This is a genomic window from Sulfuricella denitrificans skB26 (assembly GCF_000297055.2).
In the GTDB taxonomy this organism is placed as follows: Bacteria; Pseudomonadota; Gammaproteobacteria; order Burkholderiales; family Sulfuricellaceae; genus Sulfuricella; species Sulfuricella denitrificans.
The window spans coordinates 428,639-453,015 of sequence record NC_022357.1; the positions used below are offsets into that span (position 1 = coordinate 428,639).

The 24,377-nt window shown below is 57.1% G+C and carries 18 protein-coding genes and 1 riboswitch; of the genes, 8 read left to right on the forward strand and 10 right to left on the reverse strand.

Annotated elements, in window-relative coordinates; all coding sequences use genetic code 11:
- Nucleotides 1-80: 80 nt before the first annotated feature.
- The 4 genes from SCD_RS02020 to SCD_RS02035 all read left to right on the forward strand — a co-directional run bounded on the left by SCD_RS02020 (nt 81) and on the right by SCD_RS02035 (nt 4,478).
- Nucleotides 81-1,256, forward strand: coding sequence for an efflux RND transporter periplasmic adaptor subunit (locus tag SCD_RS02020; RefSeq protein WP_009206797.1), 1,176 nt, complete (start codon nt 81-83; stop codon nt 1,254-1,256).
- Nucleotides 1,256-1,954, forward strand: a complete 699-nt coding sequence (locus tag SCD_RS02025; protein WP_009206796.1) for an ABC transporter ATP-binding protein — start codon at nt 1,256-1,258, stop codon at nt 1,952-1,954. The genes SCD_RS02020 and SCD_RS02025 overlap by 1 nt, the downstream gene beginning before the upstream one ends.
- 113 nt (nt 1,955-2,067) lie before the next feature.
- Nucleotides 2,068-3,276: an ABC transporter permease gene (locus SCD_RS02030; RefSeq protein ID WP_009206795.1), complete on the forward strand. Its 1,209-nt coding sequence runs from the start codon at nt 2,068-2,070 to the stop codon at nt 3,274-3,276.
- Nucleotides 3,273-4,478 carry an ABC transporter permease gene (locus SCD_RS02035; protein WP_009206794.1) on the forward strand — a complete coding sequence of 402 codons (1,206 nt, stop codon included), beginning with the start codon at nt 3,273-3,275 and terminating at the stop codon, nt 4,476-4,478. Before SCD_RS02030 ends, SCD_RS02035 begins: the two co-directional genes overlap by 4 nt.
- A gap of 6 nt (nt 4,479-4,484) precedes the next feature.
- Here SCD_RS02035 and SCD_RS02040 read toward each other — a convergent pair whose 3' ends face one another.
- A complete protein-coding gene (locus SCD_RS02040; protein WP_009206793.1) occupies nt 4,485-5,627 on the reverse strand; it encodes a class I SAM-dependent methyltransferase in 1,143 nt (380 codons plus the stop codon).
- 269 nt (nt 5,628-5,896) lie between these two features.
- Here SCD_RS02040 and SCD_RS02045 point away from each other — a divergent pair, with 269 nt between their 5' ends.
- The 4 genes from SCD_RS02045 to SCD_RS02065 all read left to right on the forward strand — a co-directional run bounded on the left by SCD_RS02045 (nt 5,897) and on the right by SCD_RS02065 (nt 11,744).
- Complete coding sequence (locus SCD_RS02045; RefSeq protein ID WP_009206792.1) at nt 5,897-6,637, forward strand: pteridine reductase; 741 nt, start codon at nt 5,897-5,899, stop codon at nt 6,635-6,637.
- Nucleotides 6,634-7,419, forward strand: coding sequence for a tRNA 2-thiocytidine(32) synthetase TtcA (locus SCD_RS02050; protein WP_009206791.1), 786 nt, complete (start codon nt 6,634-6,636; stop codon nt 7,417-7,419). The genes SCD_RS02045 and SCD_RS02050 overlap by 4 nt, the downstream gene beginning before the upstream one ends.
- A gap of 453 nt (nt 7,420-7,872) precedes the next feature.
- Nucleotides 7,873-9,993 carry a two-partner secretion domain-containing protein gene (locus tag SCD_RS15535; RefSeq protein ID WP_009206790.1) on the forward strand — a complete coding sequence of 707 codons (2,121 nt, stop codon included), beginning with the start codon at nt 7,873-7,875 and terminating at the stop codon, nt 9,991-9,993.
- A gap of 47 nt (nt 9,994-10,040) precedes the next feature.
- The gene (locus tag SCD_RS02065; protein WP_009206789.1) at nt 10,041-11,744 is read left to right on the forward strand and encodes a ShlB/FhaC/HecB family hemolysin secretion/activation protein; all 1,704 of its coding nucleotides are present in this window, start codon (nt 10,041-10,043) and stop codon (nt 11,742-11,744) included.
- A 484-nt stretch (nt 11,745-12,228) separates the two neighbouring features.
- On the opposite strand, the gene SCD_RS02070 is transcribed toward SCD_RS02065, so the two are convergent.
- The 9 genes from SCD_RS02070 to SCD_RS02110 all read right to left on the reverse strand — a co-directional run bounded on the left by SCD_RS02070 (nt 12,229) and on the right by SCD_RS02110 (nt 24,372).
- On the reverse strand, nt 12,229-14,178 hold the full coding sequence (locus SCD_RS02070) for an EAL domain-containing protein (RefSeq protein ID WP_009206788.1): 1,950 nt from the start codon (nt 14,176-14,178) through the stop codon (nt 12,229-12,231).
- Nucleotides 14,179-14,202: 24 nt separating this feature from the next.
- Complete coding sequence (locus SCD_RS02075) at nt 14,203-14,901, reverse strand: transglutaminase-like cysteine peptidase (protein WP_198408611.1); 699 nt, start codon at nt 14,899-14,901, stop codon at nt 14,203-14,205.
- 194 nt (nt 14,902-15,095) lie between these two features.
- Nucleotides 15,096-17,153, reverse strand: a complete 2,058-nt coding sequence (locus SCD_RS02080; RefSeq protein ID WP_009206786.1) for an HD domain-containing phosphohydrolase — start codon at nt 17,151-17,153, stop codon at nt 15,096-15,098.
- 42 nt (nt 17,154-17,195) lie between these two features.
- On the reverse strand, nt 17,196-17,921 hold the full coding sequence (locus SCD_RS02085) for a transglutaminase-like cysteine peptidase (protein ID WP_148290730.1): 726 nt from the start codon (nt 17,919-17,921) through the stop codon (nt 17,196-17,198).
- Nucleotides 17,922-18,122: 201 nt separating this feature from the next.
- Entirely contained in the window at nt 18,123-20,930 is a 2,808-nt protein-coding gene (locus SCD_RS15540) for a bifunctional diguanylate cyclase/phosphodiesterase (protein ID WP_009206784.1), read from the reverse strand.
- A gap of 142 nt (nt 20,931-21,072) precedes the next feature.
- Entirely contained in the window at nt 21,073-21,930 is an 858-nt protein-coding gene (gene metF / locus SCD_RS02095; RefSeq protein WP_009206783.1) for a methylenetetrahydrofolate reductase [NAD(P)H], read from the reverse strand.
- Nucleotides 21,931-21,932: 2 nt separating this feature from the next.
- Nucleotides 21,933-22,286, reverse strand: coding sequence for a four helix bundle protein (locus SCD_RS02100; protein WP_021035753.1), 354 nt, complete (start codon nt 22,284-22,286; stop codon nt 21,933-21,935).
- A gap of 28 nt (nt 22,287-22,314) precedes the next feature.
- Nucleotides 22,315-23,733 carry an adenosylhomocysteinase gene (gene ahcY / locus SCD_RS02105; RefSeq protein WP_041673292.1) on the reverse strand — a complete coding sequence of 473 codons (1,419 nt, stop codon included), beginning with the start codon at nt 23,731-23,733 and terminating at the stop codon, nt 22,315-22,317.
- 70 nt (nt 23,734-23,803) lie between these two features.
- Nucleotides 23,804-23,871: riboswitch (S-adenosyl-L-homocysteine riboswitch) on the reverse strand.
- 63 nt (nt 23,872-23,934) lie between these two features.
- The gene (locus SCD_RS02110) at nt 23,935-24,372 is read right to left on the reverse strand and encodes a hypothetical protein (RefSeq protein WP_041673293.1); all 438 of its coding nucleotides are present in this window, start codon (nt 24,370-24,372) and stop codon (nt 23,935-23,937) included.
- Nucleotides 24,373-24,377: the final 5 nt, after the last annotated feature.

A 24,377-nucleotide genomic window follows, 5' to 3' on the forward strand; every position in this document is an offset into this window, starting at 1 on the left:
AGTTTCAAAGGCAAGCTTGCAGCCGAAAAGGATTCGTCGGATCATGATATTTCCAAACTCAACGAATGTCGCCCGTAACCATGAAACTTCCTGATCATTCGCTGGTTCGCCGTCTGGCGCTGGGGCTTGCCATTCTCGCCATCCTGGCCACCGCTCTGTGGTGGTTCGGCCGGCCGAAGCCGATTCCGGTCGTGTTCGCAGAAGTGGGCCGGGGCAAGGTCGAATCCACCATCGCCAATACCCGCGCCGGGACGGTCGAAGCCTGCCAGCGTACTAAGCTGTCGACAATACTCGGCGGCCGCATCGAGATGTTGGCGGTGAAGGAAGGCGACCGGGTGAAAAAAGGCCAGCTTCTGATGAAGCTGTGGAATGACGATCAGCAGGCGCAGGGCAAGCTGGCGCAGGCGCAAGCGGAGGTGGCGAGAAGGCGTGTCGGCGAGGCTTGCACCCTGGCCGCCAACGCCGAGCGCGAGGCCGGGCGCCAAACTGCCCTGCGCGTCAGGGGTTTCGTCTCCATTTCCAAGGAGGAAGCCGCCCGCGCCGACGCCCAGTCCCGACGGGCCGGCTGCGATACGGCCAAAGCCGATGTGGTCCAGGCTGAGGCGCATGTTCGGGTGACTCGCGTCGAGCAGGGTCGCACCGTGCTGTATGCGCCTTTCGCCGGTACGGTAGCCAAGATTGTCGGCGAGGTGGGCGAATATTCGACGCCCTCGCCCCCCGGCGTGCCGACCCCGCCGGCCATCGACCTGATCGACGATTCCTGCCTCTACGTCAAGGCGCCGATGGACGAGGTGGATGCGCCCAAAATTCAGGCCGGCCAGCCGGTGCGCATCAGCCTCGATGCGCTGCCGAAGCAATCCTTCCCGGGCCGCGTCAAGCGCGTTGCGCCCTATGTTTCTGCTGTCGAGAAGCAGTCGCGGACGGTGGATATCGAAGCGGTTTTCGACCGGCCGGAGGAGGCAGGCAAGCTGTTGGTCGGCTATAGCGCCGATGTCGAGGTAATCCTGGTCGTGCGCGACAACGTGGTGCGCGTGCCCACCCCAGCCTTGTTCGAAGGTGGCAAGGTGCTGGTGGCTCGCGCCGATGGCACGCTGGAGGAACGCAAGATCAAGACCGGGCTGGCCAACTGGGAATACACCGAAGTGCTCGAAGGTCTCGCCCCCGGCGAGCGGGTCGTCACCTCGCTCGAACGCGAGGGGGTCAAGGCCGGCGTCCACGTCGTCGCGGACGGAAAAATACCGCCGGCAGGCAAGTGATGAGCGCCGCCCAGATCGAACTGAGCGGCATCGAGCGCGTGTTCCGGCTCGGCGACAGCGAAGTGCATGCTTTGCGCCACCTCGATGTGGCCATTGCGCCCGGCGAATACGTCGCGGTAATGGGTCCGTCCGGCTCGGGCAAGTCGACGCTGCTCAACCTGCTCGGCCTGCTCGACCGGCCCGATGCCGGCGTCTACCGTCTTGAAGGGAGAGACGTGACCACCCTCTCACCGGAAGAGCAGGCGCGGGTGCGCAGCGAACGAATCGGTTTCGTGTTCCAGAGCTTTCACCTGGTGCCGCGGCTGACGGCAGCCGAGAATATCGCGCTGCCGATGATGCTGGCCGGCATTCCGCCCAGGGAGCGCGCCGACCGGGTGGCTTGCGCACTCAAGGACTATGGCCTGGAGAACCGCGCCGGCCACCGTCCGGATCAGCTGTCGGGTGGTCAACGCCAGCGCGTCGCCATCGCCCGCGCCACCATCATGCGGCCGACCGTGATACTGGCTGACGAACCCACCGGCAACCTCGACCGCGCCACCGGCGAAGAAGTGATCCGCCTGCTCGAACAACTCAATGGCAGCGGAGTGACGGTTATCATCGTCACCCACGATCCCGTCCTCGGCGGCCACGCCCGGCGTCAGTTGCTGATGGAGGATGGCGCGCTACGGCATGACAGCGCGCGGGAGGGCGCGGCGTAATGATCCGGACATTTTTTCCGGAAGCGGACATTTAATTACCCCCCGTTCCCCCAAAAAACAATCAAAGAAAACCGCTACCCTTAAACCATGTTCTCACTGTCCGAAACCGCCTGATGCGCGCCCCCGACCTGATCCGCTTCGCCCGCGACGCGGCCACCGGTAGCCCGCTACGCACTTCGCTGCTGGTGCTGGCGGTGGCGATCGGCGTGGCGGCGGTGGTGGTGCTGACAGCGCTGGGCGACGGGGCGCGGCGCTACGTCGTCAACGAATTCTCGTCCATCGGCAGCAATCTGGTCATCGTCCTGCCCGGGCGCTCGGAAACCGGCGGTTTCAATCCGGCCAACGCCATCACCAGCACACCGCGCGACCTGACTGTCGAGGATGCGCGGGCGCTGTTGCGCGGCGCTGCTATCCGCCGCCTTGCGCCGCTGGTCATCGGAACTTCGGAAATCAGCGTCGGCGGAAAACTGCGCGAAGTCATCGTGGCTGGAACCACCTCCCAGTTCATCGAGGTGCGCCGGCTTTCCCTCGCTCAGGGGCGTTTCCTGTCGGACGAGGACTGGGGGCGAGGTTCGGCGGAAGCGGTGATCGGCGCAAAAATCCGCGACGAACTGTTCGGTTCTGAACCTGCTCTCGGCAAGCTGGTGCGCATCGGCGACCGGCGTTGCCGCATCATCGGCGTGCTCGCCGCCAGCGGCCAGGGGTTGGGCATGAACAACGACGAGCTGGTGATCGTCCCGGTGGCGCTGGCCCAGGCGATGTTCAACAGCAACACCTTGTTCCGCATCCTGATCGAAGCGCGTAACCGCGAGGCGATCCCGGCGGCAAAGGCGCAGGCGGAGGAAATCCTCAAGCTGCGCCACGACGGCGAACTGGATGTCACCGTAATCACCCAGGATGGGGTGCTCGCCACTTTCGATCGCCTGCTTGGTGTGCTGACCCTGGGCGTCGCCGGGATTGCTGCTATCAGCATGGCGGTGGCGGGCATCCTGGTGATGAACGTGATGCTGGTGTCGGTCGCCCAGCGCACAGCAGAAATCGGCCTGCTGAAGGCGTTGGGGGCGACCGGGCGCACCATCCGGATGGCCTTTCTGGCCGAGGCGACGATGCTGTCGCTGGCCGGAGCCGTCGTCGGCTACGTGCTCGGCCAGGCGGGCGCGGCTCTGATCCGCCATCTCTACCCCACTTTCCCGGCCTATCCGCCAACTTGGGCGGTGCTCGCCGGCTTGGTTACCGCGCTGGCGAGCGGCATCCTGTTCGGCGTCGCCCCGGCGCGCCGGGCGGCAGCGCTCGATCCGGTGCAGGCGTTGTCGAAGCGATGATCCGTTCCGCCGACAGCATGATCCTCGCTCTGCGCGCCATCACCGCGCACCGATTGCGCAGCTTTCTGACGGTGCTTGGCATCGCTGTCGGGGTCGCGGCGGTGATCTTGCTGACCTCGATCGGCGAGGGCGTTCACCGCTTCGTGCTGGCCGAGTTCACTCAGTTCGGCACCAACGTTATCTCGATCACCCCCGGCAAGGTCAAGACTGCGGGCGCACCGCCGACGGGCATTCCCACCTCGGTGCGCCCGCTGACGCTGGAGGATGCGCGCGCGGCTTCGCATCTGCCCAATGTCGCGGCAATGACGCCTATCGTGTGGGGCAATTCCGAAGTAGGCGGCAATGGACGCCTGCGCCGCACCACGGTGTACGGCGTCGGGCCAAACATGCTCAAGGCCTTCCGCATCAAGATCAGGAGCGGCCAGTTTCTGCCGCAGGAGGATACTGACAGCGCCCGCGCTTTTGTGGTGCTTGGCGCCAAACTCAAGAAGGAGCTTTTCGGCGACACCAATCCGCTCGGCGCGCGGGTGCGCGTCGGCGGCATGCAATTCCGCGTCATCGGCGTGCTGGAAGCCAAGGGGCAGATACTCGGCATCGACATGGACGACACCGCCTACATCCCGGCGGCGCGCGCGCTGGAGCTGTACAACCGCGACGGCTTGATGGAAATCAACGTGACCTACGCCGAAGGTGTGCCGGCAAGGGAGGTGACCGACGCGCTTAAAACGCTGCTCAAAGCGCGCCACGGACGCGAGGATTTCACCCTGACCACACAGGAAGACATGCTGCGCACTCTGTCGAATATCCTCGATATCCTGACTATGGCGGTCGGTGCCCTGGGGGGTATTTCGCTGCTGGTCGGCGGCGTCGGTATCGTCACTATCATGACTATCGCCGTCACCGAGCGCACCGGCGAAATCGGCTTGCTGGTGGCTCTCGGCGCGCCGCGCCGCACCATTCTCGGCCTGTTTCTTGGCGAGGCGGTAGCCTTGTCCACTGTCGGCGGCGTGCTGGGACTGGCGCTCGGCATCGGCATCGCGCAACTGTTGCACCTCTTCGTCCCCGCCCTGCCGGTGCACACCCCCATCACCTTCGTGCTGCTCGCCGAAGCCGTCGCCATCGTCATCGGTCTCGTCGCCGGCGTGCTCCCTGCCAGCCGCGCATCGCGGCTGAACCCGGTGGAAGCGCTGCGGGAGGAATAGGCGCGCTCAAAGCATGCGACTTTTGTCGCCTTGGCTAAATCCGATCAGCGCTGTATTCAGCCCCTTGCCCAAGGCAATCGCCTTGAACAGTTCACCCATTTCCGCCGGGTTGAGCAGCTTCTGCACCTGGGAGGCGAGCGGCAGGTAAGCACTTGCTTTCTCGGGTGAGGCTCGTGCCAGCAAGCCGGTGATTCCGCTGTTGATCAAAAAATGGGCCTGGCTGGTATAGCCCAGCAGGTTCAGTCCGTGGGCGAGACCGGTCTCGGCGATGGCGCTGAAATCCACGTGGGAGGTGATGTCCTGCAGGCCTGGCAGATAGAACGGGTCGTCGTGGGCGTAGTGCCGATAGTGGCACATCAGGGTGCCCGAGTCGCGTTGTGGATGGTAGTACTCACTCTGGCCAAAACCATAGTCCAGCATCAGAATTGCCCCCTTCTCCAGTGATCCGGCGAGACTGGCAATGAAGCCGCGTGCAGTGAGGCCGATTTCGCTAACATAATTTTTACCCTCCTCCGCGATGCTGGCGGCGGTGTCGAATAGCTCCCCCGATGTCAGTGCACGCTCGCTCCAGCAGAACAGGTCATCTTCCAGGATCACGCCGCGTTCAAGGAGCTTGCCTTGACCCCAAATTACGAGGTGTACCGGCATCGCATCGAGCACCTCGTTGCCGATGATCAGTCCGGAAAAAGAAGCGGGCAGAGCGTCCAGCCACTCGACACGTGGCGCGAACCGCGCCAGGAGGTGTTGCTGGCGCTGGCGCAGGTCAGCACTTACTTCAAGAAGGTAATATCGCTCCGGTAACTGCCCTAGTTGTTCCAGCTCCGAGAGCAGGTCGAAAGCCAGACGGCCGGAGCCGGGACCGATTTCCAGAATATTTCCAGCCGTGAGCCCGATTACCTGAGCGGCTTGCTGCGCCAGGGCTTGGCCAAACAGGGAGGAGATTTCCGGGGCAGTGACAAAATCGCCTGCTGCGCCGAATTTGTGCATGCCGGCGCTGTAGTAACCGAGGCCGGGCGCATACAGGGCGAGCTCCATGAATCGGCTGAACGGAATCCAGCCACCGGCGGATTCAATTTCACCCCTGATCAGGGCGGCAGTTTTTTCGCTGTATTCCAGCGCAGCCGGGTCGGGTGCGGGTAGTGGGGACATGGCAAGTGTGATAAATTCGGGGTAGAAATGGTAGTTTACCGCAGAGGACGCGGAGGACGCAGAGGAAATGGGGCAAGCAGGGATGGGCAGCCTTATCGCCCAACTCGAAAAACCAAAAGTAGGCGCCTCCAGGCGCCAAGGCAATGCCAGGTTATGCTGAGCCATCCGTCAGGGGGGTGTTTTCATAATAAGCACTTGAATTCCTCCGCGTCCTCTGCGGTTCAATAGTCTTTTCTGCATTCAGGTAATTCCAGGTTAATGGAGAAAGCATGCAAGGCAAAGTCGTATTGATTACGGGTGGGGCGAAGCGGGTCGGCGCGGCGATCTGCCACCGGCTGCATGGAGAGGGGGCGAATCTGATGATTCACTACCGTTCCTCGGTGGTGGAAGCGGAGGAACTGCGCGATGAATTTAACCGCAGTCGTCCAGATTCCGCGGCACTGGCGCAGGCTGATCTGCATGACGTGGAACGGCTGCCGGGCCTGGTCGCTGCAACAGTAAAACACTATGGCCGACTCGACGTACTGATCAACAACGCCTCCAGCTTTTATCCGACCGAAGTGGGCGATATCCGCGAAAATGACTGGCATGACCTGCTCGGGACCAACCTCAAGGCGCCGCTGTTCCTGTCGCAGGCTGCGGCCGAACAGCTGCGTCACAGCCATGGCTGTATCGTCAATATTACCGACATCCATGCCGAGCGGCCGATGAAAAGCTACGTCGTTTACAGCATCGCCAAGGCAGGTCTGGTGGCGCTGACCAAATCGCTCGCCCATGAGCTCGGCCCGCAGGTGCGGGTCAATGCGGTGGCGCCGGGTCCGATCATGTGGCCGGAGGCGGACCCCACCTTCGGCGACCTGGAGCGTCGCCGCATCGTCGCCCATACCCTGCTGAAGCGAGAAGGCTCGCCCGACGACATCGCGCGGGCAGTGCTGTTTCTGGTCAAGGATGCCCCTTACATTACCGGCACGATTTTGCCGGTGGATGGCGGACGGAGCGCTTCATTGTGATCGAGCCGTCCAAACCTCCCAGATCCCTGCTTTCCGCCGCTGGCCGTGCAATCGGCGATTTCTCCATGATCCGCGAAGGCGACCGGGTGTTGCTCGGATTATCCGGCGGCAAGGACAGTCTTGCCCTGCTGCATGTGCTGATCGCCTTGCAGAAGAAGGCGCCGATTCATTTCGACCTTGGCGTCTGCACCGTCGATCCTCAATCGTCAGCCTTCGATCCGGCACCGCTCAAACCCTACATGGCAGAGCTGGGGATGCGCTATTTCTTCGAGAGCCAGCCGATTTTGGAAGAAGCCAAAAAAACCCTGAAAGAGGGAGATTCTTACTGCGCCTATTGCTCCAGGATGCGGCGCGGCATCCTCTACCGCGTGGCGCGAGAAAACGGCTATAACGTGCTGGCGCTGGCGCAGCATCTCGACGACCTCGCCGAAACTTTCATGATGAATGCCTTCTTCGGCGGCAAACTGCGAACCATGAAGCCGAGTTACCTCAACGATGCTGGCGATGTGCGTGTGATTCGCCCCTTCGCCTACGTGCGCGAGCGGCAAACCGCGGCTTACGTCCAGTCAGCAGCACTGCCGATTATCCCCGACAATTGCCCGGCCTGTTTCGGGGATGGGGCGGAACGCTCGCATATGAAGCAGATACTTGCGCAGCTTGAAAAAGACAACACCAAGCTGTTTCCCAGTTTGCTGCGAGCGATGCGCCCGTTGATGGAGGATACTCCTGGCATGCCCACCGAGCGCATACACATGCAGGCCCAGCCAGCCGAACTGGAGTAAGGGTAATCCCAAGGTGTTTTCCAGTATTCTCACGGCGTTGAAACCGCTGCTGCCCGCGAGCTTTCGCGGCCAAAGCAAGGGGCAACGCCTGACTGAAATATGGCCCAGCTCACCCACTAATTCCCATGTGTAAGTTAATTTGCCGTGCTTGGCGATTGAAATTGTAGACGTCATACTGACGTCGCATGATTGACCTAAACAACTGTCAGCTTTTTTTACACTGGAAAAATGAAATCCAATGTTAATTTTGGTAACCATCTGAAATTAAATAATTCATTTGTTATGGCATAGATATTGCACAATTTCTAATTGTAAATTTTGTTTGGCAAACTACACTGAAATCAGAGGTGTAGTTTATTTCATAATTGGAATGGAAAGTTGAGGTGTGCCATGTTTACTACAGTCGAAAAGGAACTCTTTCGGTGGAGGCGTGTGCGGAAAAATGGGCACGAAATGGCCCTGTGTACCAAGTTGCTGGTGATCGGGCAGATTGTCCTGAGTTCAATCGGTTTCGCAGTAGCATCACCCACGGGCGGTACCGTCACGGATGGTAGCGGCACCATCTCGCAAGCGGGAAGTGCCACCAATATCAATCAGGTGTCGCAGCGATTAGATATCAATTGGCAGACGTTTTCTACGCAAACCCACGAATCAGTCAATTTCATCCAGCCTAATGCAACAGCATTAGCCATTAACCGCGTCATTGGTGGTGTACCCAGCGAGTTGCGCGGCGCACTCAATGCCAACGGCCGCGTGTTTGTCCTGAACGAATCCGGCATCACTTTCTATGGCTCCTCCCAGGTCAATGTGGGTGCGCTGCTGGCCACTACAGCACGGGATGTCACGGTGGATGGTGACCACTTCAGCTTCAGCGGTGGCGGATATGGCCAAGTGGCCAATCATGGTGATATCCATGTCTCCAATGGCGGTTTTGCCGTATTGGCAGCGCCTTATGTGGAAAATACCGGCACGATTCAAGCCAACCTTGGCCAGATTCAGTTAGCCTCTGTCAAGGACTACACTGTGGATTTGCGTGGCGACGGCCTGATTAATTTCACTGTACCAAAACAGGCGGTGGAAGCTATTGCATCTGCTGGCGATAAGCTGGGTGTGGACAACTCCGGCACCCTGCGAGCTCAATCGGGAATCATTAACATTAGCGCCAATTTGGCTCATGATATTGTCCAAAGTGTGGTCAATCTGGGCGGCGTAGTGGACGCAAGTGCATACAGCACTGGGCTCAACGGGGGTGTGGTGTTGGTAACCTCGGTTGGTGATATGCACATCACAGGAGAGATCTATGCCGATGGCGGTGTGGATGGCAATGGTGGCAGCGTTCGCACATGGGCCGATGGCACCAATTATTTTGAGCTTGGTGCGATTATCACAGCGCGGGGCGGTACGAGTGCGGGTGACGGTGGCTTTATTGAATTGAGCGGGAATCAACTTTCCTATCGAGGTGTCGCTGTTGTTTCAGCGGCAAACGGGTTTGAGGGGATCTTGCTGATAGACCCAGTAACCAACATTCCGCAGAGTTTCCTTATTCCTTCGACAACATACTACACTGATCTAATTGGTGGAGGGATCGGCAGCCCCCTAGTCATGACGGGCGGCGGGAGTAGTGCGAACGTTGGTTTCAGCCGGAACGATGACGGTTATAGTGGTCCCATTCCTTTGGGATTCTCACTCCTTTTTTACGGAACTGTTTATACTCAGTTCTGGGCCAACAACAACGGCAATATCAGTTTTAACGGTGGAATCTCATCGTACACGCCGTTCGGTCCGCAGGGTGCTCCTCAACCGGTCATTTCGCCATTCTTTGCTGATGTGGACACCCGCAATGGTACGAGCGGGCTGATGACCTTACGCAATGATATTCCCAACCAAATCATCGTGACATGGGATCGGGTTGGTTACTATAGTTCCCAAGCCGATAAGCTGAATAGCTTCCAGTTGGTAGTGCGAGGGCCTGGTTACTCTATCCCGGCAGGGGAAGGCGCTATTGGTTTCTTCTACAAAACTATGCAATGGGAAACGGGGGGCGCCAGCGGTGGGAGTGGCGGGTTTGGAGGAACTCCAGCCGCGGTAGGCTTTGGGGATGGGAACGCAAATGGAATAGTGTTGGTCGGGTCAATTGAGAACGGAATTTCCGGTGTGCTGAATAATCATCACATATGGTTCGGCGCTAACCTCGTGCCTGTGGGGGAAGCGCCAGTTGTAGCTGCTACATGTGCCCAGTGCGAAGTCCACAACGCACTCGAGGCGAGAAGGGTAGAACCCCTCGAACCGCGGCCAACCGGCAGAGAGCCATTGAGGATTGCGCAGGACGGATTGGTGCTGTGGGCCACTGGGGCGGGGGTAACAGTGCCTTCATTCGGTGGTATTGTGACGGCAAATGCGGCGAGTGCGATTGCCGCAGGGGCTGACCCCACTACGTTGTTGCCTGCAACCGCTGCGGGTGGCTTAGGATTGTCTGCCGGGCTGGATGCATATAGTATTGGTGGGACAGACTACTGCGACCAGGTGGTGAGCGGCTACTGCCTGCCGCAAGCGGGTGAGAAAGCCAAGCAGTAAGGAAAATGGATGGAAGCTAATTTATGATAAATAATCAAGGAGTTTCAATGAAGCAACGCGGCGGAATGAAAAAGGTCAATCGTGATCTCAAGTTGTCATACATTGCGTCATTGGGGGTGCTGGGCGTATCCGGCACCCTCTTCGCTGTCGCTGCGGTTGCCCAGGAGCGGCTGCCTGGAGTGGTTGACCGGCCCGCTGTTGAGATGCCCGGGGAAGTAGCGCAACCGGTAAAAATTGAGCCGAAAAAAATGCCTGAAATGGAAAAGCAGGAAGGCGCTGAGGCAATTTTAGCTACCCTCACATCCGTGAAGTTTTCAGGGACGCCCATCCTGGAAGAAGAGGTCCTGCAGCAGATTGCGGCACCTTTTTTGAATCGCCCTTTGAAACGGGAAGATATTGGTCAGCTCAAATATGATCTCACCAAGCGATACTACGACGAAGGCTATGTGCTGGTAAAAGTGACTACGCCGCCGCAGGATCTTTCCCAAGGCGTGCTGGAAGTTGTGGTTTTCCCCGGACGTATTGGTGCACTTGAGATCAATAGCACCGCCCTCAACCCTAATGTCGCTGAGGCCATGGCAAGCGGCATTGTCAAGGGAGAGCCGTTCAATGAAAGGAATGTTGAAACCTCCGTCAAAGATATTGATGATCTGGGCAATATCAAGTCAAGGCTGAACCTGCGCCCCGGCAAGGAGTTTGGCACGACGGATCTGTTGCTCACAGTAGAGCCTGTCGAAGAGGACGTGCAGCAGTTCACGCTGGATAATTACGGCAGCAAGCTCACCGGCGAGGTTGTGGCTGCACTGGATCTGACCAAGAGCAACCTGTTCGGCATGGGTGAAACCATCGGGCTCAACTTGCGCAAATCCAACGATGACCTTGAAACCCTAATGGTGGATTACAAGACACCGATCGCCTGGCGCAACCTAAAGCTGGAACTGAATTATCTGAATAGCAAGAACAGTATCGGCGATCGCTTGGCTGCCCTCAATGCAAGTGGTAAAACGGAGCGGTTTGGCGTGGCGATTTCCAGCAATTTGATTAATGAACTGGAGCGCAAGGTAGCATGGCGTGCGGGAATCGAGACGCGCAAGCATGAATCTTTCCTGGTGAACGTGCTGGAGAGCAAGGACGATATCAGCCAGGCCTACCTGGAAGGCTCTTACCTCATGCGCACGCCCAATTATGTGTTGTATGGCAACTTGCGGGGAGCCAAGGGCATTGACCTGTTTGGCGCCAGCAATGGGGGCGATGCATTGCTTTCCCGTGCGCAGGGTGATCCCAGGGCATGGCGCTTGCAACCAACCGTTTATACCAACTTCCGTCTGACAGACAATGACTATCTGCAAGTGGTCGTGCTCGGCCAGTTTGCTTCGCATACCCTTCTGGCATCCGATTTGTTTGCCTTGGGTGGCTACGGTAGCGTGCGCGGCTTCCAGCCGGCGCAGGAAACCGGGGAAAGCGGCTTCCAGTATTCGGCGGAATATAACCACCAGTTTTTTGATGAAGTGAGTGGCTGGACAATCAAGGCAGGCCCATTCCTGGATGGCGGCAAGGTGTATAACCGGGTGCCCAGTTCCGCAGTGGACAGTCGTCTCACCAGTGTTGGTCTTGGCGTAGAAGCTAAAGCCGCCATTTTCAACGTCGGAGAAACCAAACTGCGCTTTGACTGGGCTCATCCTATCGACAGCTATAAGGCTACCAATATCAATAGTGATACTTTTTATCTGCGCTTCACGCAGAATTTCTGATTTAATTCACGGTTTGTTTAACCAGCGTTGCGCGCTTGCCGGAAGCTTCGGCAGGTATGCGCACGGCTGACTTGGGTGGCCGAATAATGGGGTTGATTAACTTTGCCCGATGCGGACTTGCCCGCACCCCCGCATTTATCGAATTCCTGCACGCAATGCTGACCGGTGCGCCTTACCATGCGGGGACTGGTTTCAGATGGAGGAAGGTGGTCTGGCCACCAACGAGGGGCGCTTCTAGGACATCCAGCACATGACACAGTCCGTTGTGATGGGTCCGAAAGGTAAGAATGCCTGCTATACCCATGCGATCATTGTTGACGGACTACTAGTGTATTTCCCCTTTGTTTATCAGAGATGACTGAGTAATTTTAAAAATGCAGTTCATTCACCGCAGAGAAACAAAGAGGACGCGGATTTATGACTTCTTCCTGAGTCGTTTTGCGTGGAGATACAGCCTTAAGAGCAGGCCGCTTTGCCATGGCAGCTACTCCGGTTTGCCGATGTAATAACCCTGTGCCCCATCCACCGACAGTGCTTTCAGTGCTTCGTAATCTTCTGCGGTTTCCACGTATTCGGCAATGACAATGATTTCAAGGCCATGCGCAATGCCAGCCAGAGATTGCACGAAGAACTGGCTATCTTCGTTGCGGGCGATATGACGGATATAGCTGCCGTCGATCTTGATGTAATCCGCGTGAAGGTTGCGCAGATAGCCGAAAGAGGCGGCGCTGTGACCAAAGCGGTCGATGGAGAATTTTGCTCCCGCGTCGTGTATCTGCTGGATAGCATGACGGGCAGTCTGGATGTCTGCCACTACGCCATGTTCCGCGGTTTCGAATATCAAACGTTTCGCGGCGACTTTGTCGTCTGCAAGTTTTGTGCATAGCCATTCGATAAATCCCTCATCTCGCAGGGAGGCGGCGGAAAGGTTGATTGCAACGACAGCATGTGGTTGGTCTACGGCGTCCAGGTGCGTCAGCACTTTTTCTACTACGTACCTGTCGATTTCCCGTGCCAGTCCCAACCCCTTGGCAATCGGCATGAATGCGCTGGCGGCAAGCAGTGAGCCATCCTGCGTAGCCATGCGTGCCAAGGCTTCGTGGTGCATGATACTTCTGTTCTGGCACGAAACTACGGGCTGAAAATGCAGGATGATTTTTCCGCTTTGCAGAGAGGTTGTGATCAGGTCTTTCCACTGAGTACTATCCAGTTCCATGGCTTTTCCGGATTGCTCTCCGCTGTAAAGTTGCCAGCAACTTGTTCCTTGTTTCAGTGCGCTGTGCAGGGCATTGTCTGCCGTTGACAGCAGGGCAGTGGTACTTTGCCCTGCCTGATGGAAGGCAGTGCCGGCATAAACTACTGCGGTGGTTTCTCCGGTGTCAGAAGTGCGCTGTAATTCTGACAGCTTGTGGATCATGACATCGGCCAAGGTGCTCATGCCGTCTTGTGCAATGTCCGGAACCAGAATGGCGAATTCCGCGCCATTCATGCGCGCCAGCAGGGTACGTTCGTGTTGGCCGCAAAGTTGAACCAGAATTTCCCCGGCTTGGCACAGCAATGCGTTGCCGGCTGCATGGCCATAGGTTTCGTTATATTCCTTGAACTTGTCGAGCCGGACAAAAATTAAACCGCCAGCGGCGAATTCGTCCGGTGAATTGAGCAGATGGAAGAGCCGCTCATTGAAATTGCGGCCATTGGCGAGGCCGGTCACACTGTCCAGATAAGCCTTGGAATGCATTTTTTCTGTCAGTGCAGTTTGCTCGTTGAGCATGCGTTCGACGGCACTGCACATGGTGTTCATGGCTTGCGCAACACGCCGTAATTCCCGCGCCCACGGGATTTTTTTCATGATGGTGAATCGCCGCCGGGAGATGCCCAGTGCCTGCGCTTCCATCACCGATAGCGGCGCCAGGGCGAAACGCATCACCAGCACGACCGCCAGCAGGGACACAATGCCTACTACGAGCGTCCACCAGAATGCCTGCATCGATACGCGCCATAGCTCCTTATAGGCGTGGCCCGGGTGGCTGACCACTTCCACGGTGCCTACCTGTTTCCAGCCATGCATGATCAGGGCTTTCCCCTGCGGGGTTTCGAGCGTGAAGGCGTGGGTAAACCATTCGGGCACGTCGCTGATCCATAATGCTTGTGATCGTTCCACCAGAGTATCGCCTGAAATTTTGCGAATCACGATATAGCGGTAGTAGCCGCGGTCGAAGATGGCGTCCACCATCGAGTTCGTGGTGGCCAGATCGTTGTGCTCCACGCTGGTGGTGAGCGACAGGCCAAGTGAAGTCGCGGTGTCTTGGGCGTGTGACAGCATCTGATTAACCAGATAATCCCGGCTGTTACGGATGGTAATGGACAGCGTGCCGATAAATATCAGCAGCCACAGCGCTGAGATGATAATGACGAGTAGTCGCGAAAGTTTCATGCGTGTGCCCTTTATATTTTGGGGTTAACGACCTGTTTCCCGCTCAAGCTTCATGCGCTTGAGTAAATCTTTCCATAAGCTGATGCGATCCGACTCTCCCACCAGCTGGCTACGGCCGGTCAGTTCCTTGGCAAGCCAGAGATTGTCACCATTGAAGCTGTATACCGGGATCAGATCCTGGCGTTGCGATGCGGGTTTGATGTCTGGCTGCAAGTTGTCCAGCACAAGGGGTTCTGCATCTGGTGTAGGGTAATAGGTCAGCACCATATGTGCCTGGTTCAATGTCATCGCCTTGACATAGGTGATGCGCAACCGCTCTGCGGGGACGCCGATTTCACGCAACGTCAGGTACTTGGCGATGGCGAAATCCTCGCAGTCGCCTCCATTAGTCGCCAGGAATTCAGTTGGTGTTGCCCAATAATCCATTTTTCCCCAATGCTCCTGGTCGCTGACAAACGGCAATGTGTTGAAGAAGCGATTAACCAGTTCCAGCTTGCGTGATTCATCTGCCTGGGGATCTGACAGCAAAACCCCCCGCCATTTTTGTACGCGGCTGGCAGCAGTTTGCCCATATTTCTGTCCAATGGCGGTGATTTCCCGATCGCTCGGGGCGAGTTCTCCGGCATTCATAAATATCGGCGTCCCCAGCATAATGCCAGCCAGAACAAGATGCGCAAACCGGGATGGCTGGCGGATCTGGCGGTGGTGTGTGGGTTGCGTCACTGTGCTTTGAATTCAGGCCAATTGTTATGTGGAATGTAACTATAGGATAGGAAATTCAACCTCACGCACCAAAGCGTCCTCAATGTAAGTACCTCAGTCAAGGACCTGGGCACTGCGGATGGAGCGATTTTCATCCGGAGATTTCTTTTCGCGAATGGCGGGTTAACGTACGGGCTGCCGATTGCCGGTCACGCTTAGAGCAGTGTGATTGATTCCGGCCGATTCTCCGCGACATGGAACAAGGCGGCAACAACATGTCGATCGTATTTCGTTTTGCTTTCCGCAAGAATCTGGTCCAGTGCCTTCTCCGTCCCCATGTCGTTGCGATATGCGCGCGGGCTGACCATGGCCACAAAGGCATTGGCCACGGCGAGGATTTTAGCAGTCAGCAGGATCTGGTCCGCACTCAGTCCGGCCGGATATCCGCTGCCGTCGATATGCTCGTAGCGCTGGCCTATTGTTTCCAGCACCGGGCCATCAAATTCGAGGCCGCTAAGCAACTCTACCGAGTACATGACATGCTTGCGCAGGATTTCGTGCTCTTCGGCATTGAGCGGCTCGGTCTTGGTCAAGATCTCTCGGGGCACTGCCAGTTTGCCGATATTCGCCAGATTGGCTGCCATCTCGAGTACTTCCAGATCCTCTTTGCCAAGTTGCATCTCTTCGCCAATGGCGAGCGCCACCTGGATGGTCTTGCTGGAATGATCGGTGGAGTAGTGGTCGTACAGGTCCACCGCGCCCATCAAGGTTTTGAGTACCTGGCGCATTAAGTGATCGCGCTTGGCCTGTGCTGTCTGCAGTTCGGTGATGTCATGCGAGATCACCAGTAGCCGCTGCCGGTGTTCATCCTGCGCCAGTGGAACACAGGTTGTGTGATAGATTCTGGCCGCGCCACTGAAAGTCAATTCCATAGTGTCGGTTTGTGGCTGATGACTATCCGTGGTTTTGGCCAGCAGTTCGCTGATCGGGCGGCTGGTTTCCGGCCCCAGCACGCTGGATAGCGTCTTGCCCGGAAAGTCTGCTACGTCCAGACTGGCTGCCTTGGCCAGGGCGCGGTTGGCAAAACTGAAATGTTGATTCTGGTCCACGATGTAGATGTAATCGGTAAGGCTGTCGGTAATGGAATGCAGAAGCGCGGTCTGGCCGCGCAGCTGGCGCGCACTTTCTCTTGCTGCCAGCGCGGCCTGTTTTTCGCGCAGACTGCTGCCATGACGCCATGCGGCGACCAGGGCCACAGCAACCAGGGCGATGGCCAGCAGGAAAACCGTCAGCAGAAAACGCTGGTGCGTGTCCGATTCCTTAAGCGCTTCCGTCGCGCCGATTTTCTGCACAAGCACCCAGGGTACCTGCGTCAACGTCCGGCTGGTCATCAGCACGGACACCCCGCGGTAATCGTTACGCTTGGCGAAGGTACCCGGTGATTGAATGGCGAATGCACCTTCCAGTCGTGCCGTGGAGAGGTTAAGGCGTTTTTTGAGAGGTGGGCTGCCATCGGCCAGAGGGGAGAGATAGACCACCGATCCATCTTCACTGCGCAGCAGCAGGGTCTCTTCTGTGTCGCTGAGGCGTACCTGGCGCGTCAGCAGAGGGAACAGCTCGTCCTCCGCATTTTTGACGCCAACGATTACGCCTATGGGGGTTCCGCGCTTGCGCATATCCTGCAGCGCAAACACCGGGGTCAGAAAGGCGACCACGGGCTTGTTGGCTGCATTGAGATAGATTCCGGCCGTGACGCGCTTGCCCGTTTTTACCACCTCGGCGGCGGCGCGCCGGATTTCTGGGTCTGGCCTCAGCCCCCGTGTCGAAACGATAGGCGCGGCATTTTGGTCGAGGAGCGCCAGGCCCGTGTTGGCAACAACTTCCAGGCTGGCCGGAAGGGGCTCGCTTCGGCTCTTGTCCATGAACCCCCCCCGCTCGGCCGTGGCGAGGACCAGGTTGCGCAGGTAGGAAAGCTGAGCCGGTTCGACATCTGCTGCAGCGCTCGTGCCCTGCGCCCCGAGTTGCATCAGGTAGAGCGGTACCGTGCCGTTGTCTGCCAGTTCGCGCAGGCTGGCGTGCTGCGCTTCAAGCCAGCTGTCTACGGCTTGGACGCGGCTGTCGGCGGTGACGCCCAGACGAATCTGCCAGGCTTGCAGATCGCGTTCCCGCTCTTTTTTGGCGTAGGCAAAAACCAGCATGACGCCCACTACGACCAACGCGATCAATAGGATGAATCCGGGAATCGCCGGATTATTTTTAAAGAGTTTTTTCATGTTGTCTGAGTGTGGTTATCTAGTGTTTATTTGAGCAGATCGCTAAGGAGTATGCATCCACCAGTGTTTTTCGTTGACCGAAAAGATGGGCACATAATGAACGATATTCCGGTGCGAGACAATCTGCTGCGTCTGGTTGTCAAGGATGAGAATGTCATTGTCGGTGTAGAGAGCCAACACCGCATGCGCGGTGCGAAGGTTGGTATCCTGCAGCACCACCACCCGCATCATGTCGACACTGAAGCCCAGTTGTCGCAACGACATGTATTTAAGAATAGCGAAATCTTCACAATCACCATTATTGTATAAAAATTCGCGGGGAATCGCCCAATAGTCCGGCACACCATAAATATCGATGTCCAGGACATATTTTTTTTCATTAGCAAAAGAATTTACCGCGGTAAATTGTTGCCGCGCCGACTGCCCCTTGATGCTGCCGAGGAATTGCTGCCATTCGGCCATGTGACAGCGCAAACTCGATTTGCCGCAGTCGCTGTCAATCAGGTTGTCCCTGGCGTGCCGCTTCAGCACGCTGGTCCACTGCGGGAAGATCTCCAGACTTTCGCGCTGCAGTTCATGAAAGCCGAACAGATTGGCCGGTTGTGCGCTGGCAGTACCGACGGTGCTGGCTAACAGGCTGAATACGCAGAGGAGGAGATTGGTTGCCCAAGTTAACCTGGTGGCAAAGGATGATCTAAGCGGGAAGGTGGAACAAAATTGCATTGAAAAATTTATCAATAGGTTATTCAGGCAATGGTTTCGAGACAAATTGCTTTCGGTGTTAGCTGCAATGGTTGCAAATATAACGTTTTCTGCTGTTGTGTTGTGAATTTTGCGCTATACAGCGCGTTGTAGATGTTTTGTTTTCAATTTTACAGGAAGCTTGGGAGATTTCGTGCCGACGTACTTCACAATGGATTAGCTGGCAAATTGGGATCCCTAGCCTTTGATGAAAACCAGGGCCGCCGATCAGACCGGTTTCACCGTAATCAGGCTTTTTCTCACCAGCTGGGCAAAGGCTTCGGCTGGCAGTGGCCGGCTGAAGTAGTACCCCTGGATTTCGTCGCACCCTTGTGCGCGTAGTTGCTCCAGCTGCTCCAGGGTCTCCACGCCCTCGGCGATGACCTGCATCTTCAGGTTGTGCCCCAGGCTGATCACGGCATTGGCGATCGCCTCGTCGTCCGGGTCAGTGCAGATGTCACGAACGAAGGACTGGTCGATTTTGATCTTGTTGATCGGCAGGCGTTTCAGGTAACTCAGCGAGGAATAGCCGGTACCGAAATCGTCGATTGAAATCTGGATGCCAAGCTCATGCAACTGGTTCAGGGTGGTGATTGTGGTCTGCAAATCCTGGATCATGATGCTCTCCGTGATTTCCAGTTCCAGATGCTCCGGAGCCAGCCCGGTATTCTGCAGTGCCTGATTGACCGATTCGATCAGATCGCGTTGGCGGAACTGGCGTGCTGACAAGTTGACCGCCATGCGCAGGGGAGGCAGTCCGGCTGCCATCCAGGCGCTATTCTGGGCGCAGGCGGTGTGCAGAACCCAGTCGCCGACGGCGACGATCATGCCGGTTTCTTCGAGCAGGGGGATGAATTCGGCGGGTGAAACCAGCCCCCGTTCCGGATGTTGCCAGCGTAGCAAGGCCTCCATGCCGATGATCCGACCGCTATGCAGACTGAGCTGGGGCTGGTAATGCAGCACGAATTCATTGCGCTCCAGGGCTCTCCGCAACTGGGTTTCCATGGTTAACCGCTGTGAGGACGCTACGTTCATGTCGGCGCTGTAAAAATAAAAACCGTTGCCGCCCTGAGCCTTGATATGGGCCATGGCGGCGTCCGCATTCCGGATCAGATCCTCATGGTTATTGGCGTCCTGAGGGTAGAGGGCAATGCCGATGCTGGGGGTGATAAATACCTCCTGACCTTCCATTTCGAAAGGCTGGTTCATGGCATCGAGAATTTTCTTTGCCACTTGCTCCGCATTTTGCCGGTTGCCGACATCCGACAGCACGATGGTAAATTCATCACTGCTCAGGCGACCGATGATGTCGATGTCGCGGACCAGGTGCCCGATCCGTTCGGCTACGGCCTTCAGTAATTTGTCGCCGATGCGATGGCCCAGCGTATCGTTGATGGTCTTGAAGCGATCCAGGTCGAGATACAGTAGCGCAACCTGCCAGCCATTTCCATTTGCGCGTTCCAGTTCCTGTTGCAGGTGTTTCGCCAGCAGGAGACGGTTGGGCAGGTCGGTATTGGTATCGTAATTGGCAAAGTAGTGGGCACGCGCTTCGGTCTGCTTTTTCTCGGTCAGGTCGGCGAATACCCCGATGTAGTGAATGGTTTCCCCTTGCTCGTCGCGGGTGGCAATGAGTGTCAGCCATTCCGGGTATATTTCCCCATTCTTGCGGCGGTTCCAGATCTCGCCCTGCCAGTAGCCAAACTCGACCAGCGAGGACCACATTGCCTGGTAAAAATTGGGGCCATGCCGGCCAGAATGCAGTATGTTGATGTTCTTTCCTGCTACCTCTTCCTCGCTGTAGCCGGTAATGGTTGCAAAGGCCCGGTTGATCTGGAGGATATTGGCGTGGATGTCGGTAATGACAATACCCTCCGTGCTGTTCTCGAAGACCTGGGCGGAAAGGCGCAGCTTTCCCTGGCTTTGTTGTAGTTTTTCCTGAGTGCGCTGGAGGCGGTCTTGCTCGTCCTGCAATTCGGCGATGTGCTTTGCCTGGAGTGCTACGTGTTCCTCGCCCTGGGTGATCGCTTGCTGGCGGGAGTGCTCCAGGTGTCGTTCCATCCGGTGGATGATCGGGACGAACAAGGCAAAGAGGGCGCCACCCAGCACCAGGTAAAACAGGCTGAGCTTGTGCAGGGTAGCCTCCATCTCGCGGGATTTCAACGACATGTCCTGCAGTATGATCAGGCTTCCCACCTTGCGGCCGGCCGCGTCCTCGACCGGGATCATGCCGGCATTGTAGGGCTTGTTGTCGAGGCTCAGGTTGGTGATCCGGTCTGGCTGGTCCTTCCCGGATAACAGGCTGAGCAACGCCTCGCGCGGCAAATCCAAGGTCTGATGGATGATCGCTGCGTCCGGCAGACGGTCCCAGTCGGCATTGCGCTTCAGCATGCGCATGCCGCTTTCCCAGTTTTTGCGTACCAGAAACTGCTTGTCGATGAATAGCGCCAGATCGGTGCCGATAATGTCATGGACGCCTTGCAGAACGCCTTCGATTTCCTCGCCCAGCTCGACATAGCCGATCAGGCCGTGGCTGTCGTACATCGGAGCCACGACTCGCAGGGTGAAGGTGCCGATCGGGCCGAGTTCGACGCCGGAGGTGATTTTGCCGGTCTTTTCCGCGACCAGGGTGGTGTAGCGGTTGATGGTGTCACCGTAACGTTTGGGCTGGTGCACGCGCAGCACGTTGATCCGGGCGGCATCCTCGAAATAGAAGTGAGTGATGCCGTATTGGTCATGCAGCGCCTTGAACAACGGGGCGGAGCGCTTCAGCAGGGCGTTCCGGTCATGGGCGCGCAAGGCTGCCTGCAAGGGTTTGTCACGCAGGATCGCCTCCAGCCCGACCCCCAGTTTTTCACTGCGCCGGGTTAGAGCGCGGTCGTAATAGTTTTTGGCGGCTTGCAGCTGATGTACGAAATCACGATCGGCATCGGTTTTTGCGTGCTGATACAGGCTGTAATGGAATGCCCCCAGCAGGATCGCCAGCACTAAGGCGAGGGGCAGAAGGATGTGAGCTTTCAGGCTGGCATTTTTGATCATCGGCGAAGCTCAACCTGAGAAATCGATATTATAAGGGTTCGAAGAGTTGAAAAAACTTCAATGTAACCTTAAAAAGTTCATGGCCGCATTGATGTAAATCAATGTGGCCAGGAACCTTGATTTCAGGGTGCCTGGGTCGGGTTTACAGTCCCAGCCGCTGCCAGATGGTCGAGATCAGGCCGGCCTGATTGAGCGTATAGAAATGCAGTCCCGGTGCGCCGCCTTTCAGCAAGCGTTCGCACAGGCCGGTGACCACGTCCAGGCCGCAGGCTCGGATGGCGGCGCTGTCGTCGCCGTAGCCCTGCAGCTTGAGCCGTAGCCAGCGCGGGATTTCCGCGCCGCAGGCATCGGAAAAGCGCGCCAGCTGGGAAAAATTACCAATTGGCATGATGCCGGGTACGATCGGGATGGTGATGCCCATAGCCTGGCATTCGTCGACGAAGTTGAAGTAGGCGTCGGCGTTGTAGAAATACTGGGTGATGGCGGCATCGGCGCCGGCATCAACCTTGCGTTTGAAGTTGGCCAGGTCGGTCTGGGCGGAGATGGCTTGCGGATGGAATTCCGGATAAGCGGCCACCTCGATGTGGAACCAGTCGCCGGTCTCGGCGCGGATGAACTCCACCAGTTCGTTGGCGTAGCGGAATTCCCCCGCACAGGCCATGCCGGAAGGCATGTCGCCGCGCAGCGCGACGATATGGCGGATGCCGTGACTTTTGTATTCGTTGAGGATCGCCCGGATGCTTTCCCGGGTCGAGCCGATGCAGGACAGATGTGGTGCGGCCTTATGGCCTTCGCGCTGGATTTCGATTACGGTTTCCAGGGTGCGGTCGCGGGTCGAGCCGCCGGCACCGAAGGTGACCGAAAAGAACTCTGGGTTGAGCTGGCCGAGCTGCTTGCGCGTGGCGTGCAGCTTGTCCATTCCCTCCTGTGTTTTGGGGGGGAAGAATTCGAAACTTAATATGGGTGAGGAGTGAGGAGTGAGGAGTGAGGAGGTCGTCATCGCTATGGTTTCTTTAAGGAGTTAATCAGGCCGCCAATCAAACCGAAAACATCGTCAATTTGCCGTTCAAGTACGGCACTATCCGCAAGATAGCCGATTTCCCGGGCAATAACTATCTGTGTTTCCAGTTCGCTCAAAGAGCCACGGGCTATGCCCAGGAAGTACAAAAACTCTTTTGAACCATTGCGGGCTGCGCCCTCGGCGATGTTGGAAGGTACAGATACCGCCGATCTGCGCATTTGATTCGTCAGGCCATAAGTTTCAGAGGAGGGGAAGTTGGCGGTAAGGGTATAAACATCCTTAACCAACTGGATGGCAAATTGCCAAGCCTGCAAGTCGTGATGTTTTCTCTTCACTCCTAACCCCTCTCTCCTCACTTAGCCCTTAATAGCGATAATGATTCGGCTTGTACGGACCATTTTTCGGCACGCTGATATAGGCAGCCTGAACATCGGTCAGTTCAGTCAGGTTCACGCCGATTTTCATCAGGTGCAAACGGGCCACTTTTTCATCCAGATGTTTAGGCAGAACGTAAACTTTGTTCTCGTAATTTTCTGGCTTGTTGAACAGCTCGATCTGGGCGATGGTCTGGTTGCTGAACGAAGCCGACATCACGAAGGAAGGGTGGCCGGTAGCGCAGCCCAGGTTCACCAGGCGACCCTTGGCCAGCACGATGATTTTCTTGCCGTCGGGGAAGATCACGTGATCGACCTGGGGCTTGATCTCGTCCCACTGGTATTTTTCCAGCGAGGCGATGTCGATTTCGGAATCGAAGTGGCCGATGTTGCAGACGATGGCTTCGTTCTTCATCTTCGCCATGTGGTCGTGGTTGATCACGCTGAGGTTGCCGGTGCAGGTCACGAAAATGTCGCCGAGGCCCGCCACGTCGTCCATGGTCACCACGCGGTAGCCTTCCATCGCCGCTTGCAGCGCGCAGATCGGGTCGATCTCGGTGACCATCACGGTCGCGCCCATGCCACGGAATGCCTGAGCGCAGCCTTTGCCTACGTCGCCGTAACCAAGCACGACACAGATCTTGCCGGCGATCATCACATCGGTGGCGCGCTTGATGCCGTCGAGCAGCGATTCACGGCAGCCGTACAGGTTGTCGAATTTGGATTTGGTGACCGAATCGTTGACGTTGATCGCCGGGAATTTCAGGCGGCCTTCTTCAGCCATCTGGTAGAGGCGATGCACGCCGGTGGTGGTTTCTTCGGTCACGCCCTTGATGTGCTTGATGCGTGCGGAGTACCAGCCGGGCGAGGTCGTCAGCTTGGCCTTGATGGCGGCGAACAGCACACGCTCTTCTTCACAGGTCGGCTTGGCGATCACAGAAATATCGGACTCGGCACGGGTGCCCAGGTGCAGCAGCAGAGTGGCATCGCCGCCGTCGTCCAGAATCATGTTAGCGGATTCGCCTGGCCATTCAAAAATGTTGTGGGTGTATTCCCAGTACTCTTCCAGCGATTCGCCCTTGTAGGCAAACACCGGCACGCCGGTAGCGGCGATGGCGGCCGCAGCCTGGTCTTGTGTCGAGTAGATATTGCACGAAGCCCAGCGCACTTCTGCACCCAGCGCGGTCAAGGTTTCGATCAGTACGGCGGTCTGGATGGTCATGTGCAGGGAGCCGGCGATGCGCGCGCCTTTCAGCGGCTGCGCCTTGGCGTTTTCCTGACGGATCGCCATCAGGCCGGGCATTTCTACTTCAGCCATCAGAATTTCTTTGCGGCCCCATACGGCCAGGGACATGTCAGCGACTTTGCAGTCGGTAAAGTTTTTGGTATCAGCCACAGCGAACTCCATAACGTTGTGGCCGGGGGGATGCAGTGGGACGTCGCTCACCTGGCATCCCGTGTCCGGCACGGGGTTGGTTATCAGGTAAGCGCGGTGTTTGGAAGCCGAGCCTGACGGAAGAAATCCGTTGCAGCGCTCCTCGGTTGGGTTGAATTATAACTGATTTTTGGTTTTTTTGCGGGGACGAGCTTGCAGGAATAAATCGCCCTGTTATGCGTGATCCTCCGTTTGCTTTAGAGAAGGAAGACCCTGCATAATGCTGCCGCGCACAGGACGAGAAAAAAATGTTTTCCTTAATAAGCCGACTGAAAAGCGTTCATTACGATTCCACGGCAAGAGCGACACACAACGCGCCATCGTGCAGTAGCCAAAAATCAGTTGTGCCCACGTTCCTACAGTAGGTACCCAATAAATTATCTGCAGCGGTTCTGGGAGCGCAACAAGAAGAAGTATTAAATACCAAAATCGGACCTGAATTGGAAAAGCAGTAATGCTACGCTCACGTATCGTGAAGTGTATTAACTGAAATACAGTGAGGCCTATGGCGAGGAAAAATCCCATTGGGTATCCAGCAACACCAGCGGTAAGCAAGCACGCGGTCGCAAACCAGTACCACCAGCTGAGATCTTTGTGGTCGATCATAAACATAAGAG

What these genes read in the sequence shown, in the direction of transcription:
- SCD_RS02040 (WP_009206793.1), bottom strand. Translation starts at nt 5,627, where the DNA reads ATGTCCCCACTACCCGCACCCGACCCGGCTGCGCTGGAATACAGCGAA.
- SCD_RS02030 (WP_009206795.1), top strand. Translation starts at nt 2,068, where the DNA reads ATGCGCGCCCCCGACCTGATCCGCTTCGCCCGCGACGCGGCCACCGGT.
- SCD_RS02045 (WP_009206792.1), top strand. Translation starts at nt 5,897, where the DNA reads ATGCAAGGCAAAGTCGTATTGATTACGGGTGGGGCGAAGCGGGTCGGC.
- SCD_RS15535 (WP_009206790.1), top strand. Translation starts at nt 7,873, where the DNA reads ATGGCCCTGTGTACCAAGTTGCTGGTGATCGGGCAGATTGTCCTGAGT.
- SCD_RS02110 (WP_041673293.1), bottom strand. Translation starts at nt 24,372, where the DNA reads ATGTTTATGATCGACCACAAAGATCTCAGCTGGTGGTACTGGTTTGCG.
- SCD_RS02020 (WP_009206797.1), top strand. Translation starts at nt 81, where the DNA reads ATGAAACTTCCTGATCATTCGCTGGTTCGCCGTCTGGCGCTGGGGCTT.
- SCD_RS02080 (WP_009206786.1), bottom strand. Translation starts at nt 17,153, where the DNA reads ATGAAAAAACTCTTTAAAAATAATCCGGCGATTCCCGGATTCATCCTA.
- SCD_RS02065 (WP_009206789.1), top strand. Translation starts at nt 10,041, where the DNA reads ATGAAGCAACGCGGCGGAATGAAAAAGGTCAATCGTGATCTCAAGTTG.
- SCD_RS02070 (WP_009206788.1), bottom strand. Translation starts at nt 14,178, where the DNA reads ATGAAACTTTCGCGACTACTCGTCATTATCATCTCAGCGCTGTGGCTG.
- SCD_RS02025 (WP_009206796.1), top strand. Translation starts at nt 1,256, where the DNA reads ATGAGCGCCGCCCAGATCGAACTGAGCGGCATCGAGCGCGTGTTCCGG.
- metF (WP_009206783.1), bottom strand. Translation starts at nt 21,930, where the DNA reads ATGACGACCTCCTCACTCCTCACTCCTCACTCCTCACCCATATTAAGT.
- SCD_RS15540 (WP_009206784.1), bottom strand. Translation starts at nt 20,930, where the DNA reads ATGATCAAAAATGCCAGCCTGAAAGCTCACATCCTTCTGCCCCTCGCC.
- ahcY (WP_041673292.1), bottom strand. Translation starts at nt 23,733, where the DNA reads ATGGAGTTCGCTGTGGCTGATACCAAAAACTTTACCGACTGCAAAGTC.
- SCD_RS02035 (WP_009206794.1), top strand. Translation starts at nt 3,273, where the DNA reads ATGATCCGTTCCGCCGACAGCATGATCCTCGCTCTGCGCGCCATCACC.